The organism is Collinsella sp. SGI.095, from assembly GCF_050314535.1.
Classification (GTDB): Bacteria; Actinomycetota; Coriobacteriia; order Coriobacteriales; family Coriobacteriaceae; genus Collinsella.
On sequence record NZ_JBNPNG010000045.1, the window covers coordinates 1 to 2,256 of the forward strand.

Sequence of the window (2,256 nt, forward strand, 5' to 3'; positions counted from 1 at the left end):
TGTTAGCGCTAATCTAAAATTGACCACTTTCGCAAACGCATCTCGCCGAATGCGCTAACGCGCTTTCGCCGACCCCGCTAACGTACTTTCACCAACTGCGCTAACGGAACTATGCTCCGATCGGGTATCCGACCCGGGAGGAGCGGGATATGGAGCGAAACGTAATGGGAGAGCTGAACGTCTACAGGGGGTCCGGCGCGAAGCCGAACTTCAGCGAGATCGCGAGGAGGCACGGCATGGACCGGCACACGGTCGCCGAGTACTGGCGGGAGGGCGAGTCCGCCGCCGACGGGAGGTCCGCGAGGGGCAGCGCCTTCGACCCGCTCGAGGAGGTGATCCGCGCGAAGGCCCAGCTGCCCGGGATGACCAAGATGGCAGTCTACGCGTTCCTGCGCGAGGGCCGCGGGGAGGGGCTGCCCGGGTACGGCGCCTTCACCGCGTGGTGCCGGGCCCGCGACGTGCCCTTCGGGGGCGCGGGCGGCCGCGAGCCGCACCCGCGGTTCGAGACGCCCCCGGGCAGGCAGCTGCAGTTCGACTGGAAGGAGGACATGAGGCTCGTCGACTCGGAGGGCGAGGTCTTCGAGTTCAGCGTGTTCACCGCGACGCTCGGCTACTCCCGGAAGCACCGCTTCATACCGGTCAGGAGCCGCACGCTCGACGACCTGCTGTCCTGCCTGCTCGCCACCTTCACCCGCCTCGGCGGCGTCCCGGAGGAGTGCATCACGGACAACATGTCGTGCCTGGTGACCGTCTCTGGCCGCAGGAGGACCAGGCAGGAGAGGGCGTGGCGGTTCGCGCGGGAGGCCGGCTTCGAGCTCAGGCTCTGCGCGCCGCGCTCGCCGCAGACCAAGGGCAAGGACGAGTCGGCCAACCGCTTCCTGAACCGCCTGCTCGCCTACGGCGGCGAGTTCACCGGGTGGAGCGGCCTAGTCGAGGCGGTGGCCCGGGTCGAGGCCCAGGCAAACTCTGAGCCGAACCGCACCACCGGCCTGCCGCCCGACGCGCTGTTCATGCGGGAGAAGGAGAGCCTGCGGCCCATCGGGAACCTCCGTCTCCTCGAGTCGATGGTGGGCGACGTGAGCGTCCAGACCGTCCCGCCGACCATGCTCGTCAGGGCCGCCGGCAGGGAGTGGTCCGTGCCCAGGCGCTGCATCGGCCGGCGCGTGAGCGTCGTGGCGATGCCCGGCGGCCAGGTCGTGGTGAGGATGGCCGGCGAGGAGGTCGCCGTCCACGACGCCGCGTCCGGGCCGTCGAGGCCCATCAACTACGACCCCGACCACTACGGGCAGGCCCTCGAGGGGAAGCGGGGCCTGGCCGACGTGGACATCGCCGAGGCCGCGCGCGCCAACCTCGCGCTGCTCGACTCGCTCGGAGGGGCGTGATGGGCGCCGTCGCGGAGGGCAGCCCCTCGATCAGGGCGCAGGCGAACCTCTCCGCGCTCGGGCTGCACGAGATGGCGGCGTCCCTGCCCGACTACGTGAGGATGGTCGCCGCGGGCGAGCGGGGCTTCGCCTCCGCCCTCGAGGAGATGACGCGCGTCGAGGTCGCCGCCCGGGAGGTCAGGATCACCAGCCAGCGCATACGGTCGTCGGGGTTCCCCTACGTCAAGGGGCTGGCGGACTTCGACTGGGACTTCCAGCCGTCGGTCCCGCGCGCCGAGATCGAGGAGCTCGCGACCCTGAGGTTCGTCGAGCGGGCCGAGAACGTCCTGTTCGTGGGGAGCCCCGGCGTGGGCAAGACGCACCTCGCCGTCGCGCTGGGCATCGAGGCGGTCAGGGCGGGGCGCGAGGTCAGGTTCGTGGACTGCGCCCGGCTCGTCGAGGACCTGGAGGACGCCTCGTCGCGCGGCATCCTCAAGAAGAGGCTCAGGTACTACGCCCACTCGAGGCTGCTGATCATCGACGAGCTCGGCTACCTCGACGTCGGCAGCGCGGGCGCGGACCTGCTGTTCCAGCTGATATCGACGCGCTACGAGCAGCGCTCGACGATCATCACCACCAACGTGGGGATCAGCGGCTGGGGCAGGGTGTTCGGGGACGACGTGGCGGCGAGCGCGATCGCGGACAGGGTGTGCCACCACTGCCACCTGGTCAAGATAACCGGCAGGTCCTACAGGCTGAAGGACCTGCCGAGGGACGGCCCCGTCGAGCCGTGACCGGAATCGGTGAAAATACGTTAGCGCAACCGGTGAAACCGCCTTTGCGCAAACGGCGCGCCTGTTTAGCGAAACTGGTGAAAAATAGATTGACGCTAACA

General features: G+C 69.1%; 2 protein-coding genes. Both read left to right on the forward strand.

Annotated elements, in window-relative coordinates:
* Nucleotides 1-149: 149 nt before the first annotated feature.
* Nucleotides 150-1,382: an IS21 family transposase gene (gene istA, locus ACQRCA_RS08350; protein WP_427719877.1), complete on the forward strand. Its 1,233-nt coding sequence runs from the start codon at nucleotides 150-152 to the stop codon at nucleotides 1,380-1,382.
* Nucleotides 1,382-2,155 carry an IS21-like element helper ATPase IstB gene (gene istB, locus ACQRCA_RS08355; protein WP_427719878.1) on the forward strand — a complete coding sequence of 258 codons (774 nt, stop codon included), beginning with the start codon at nucleotides 1,382-1,384 and terminating at the stop codon, nucleotides 2,153-2,155. Before istA ends, istB begins: the two co-directional genes overlap by 1 nt.
* The last annotated feature ends 101 nt before the right edge of the window (nucleotides 2,156-2,256 follow it).

Coding starts and splice junctions, on each gene's coding strand:
- istA (WP_427719877.1), top strand. CDS start 150: ATGGAGCGAAACGTAATGGGAGAGCTGAACGTCTACAGGGGGTCCGGC.
- istB (WP_427719878.1), top strand. CDS start 1,382: ATGGGCGCCGTCGCGGAGGGCAGCCCCTCGATCAGGGCGCAGGCGAAC.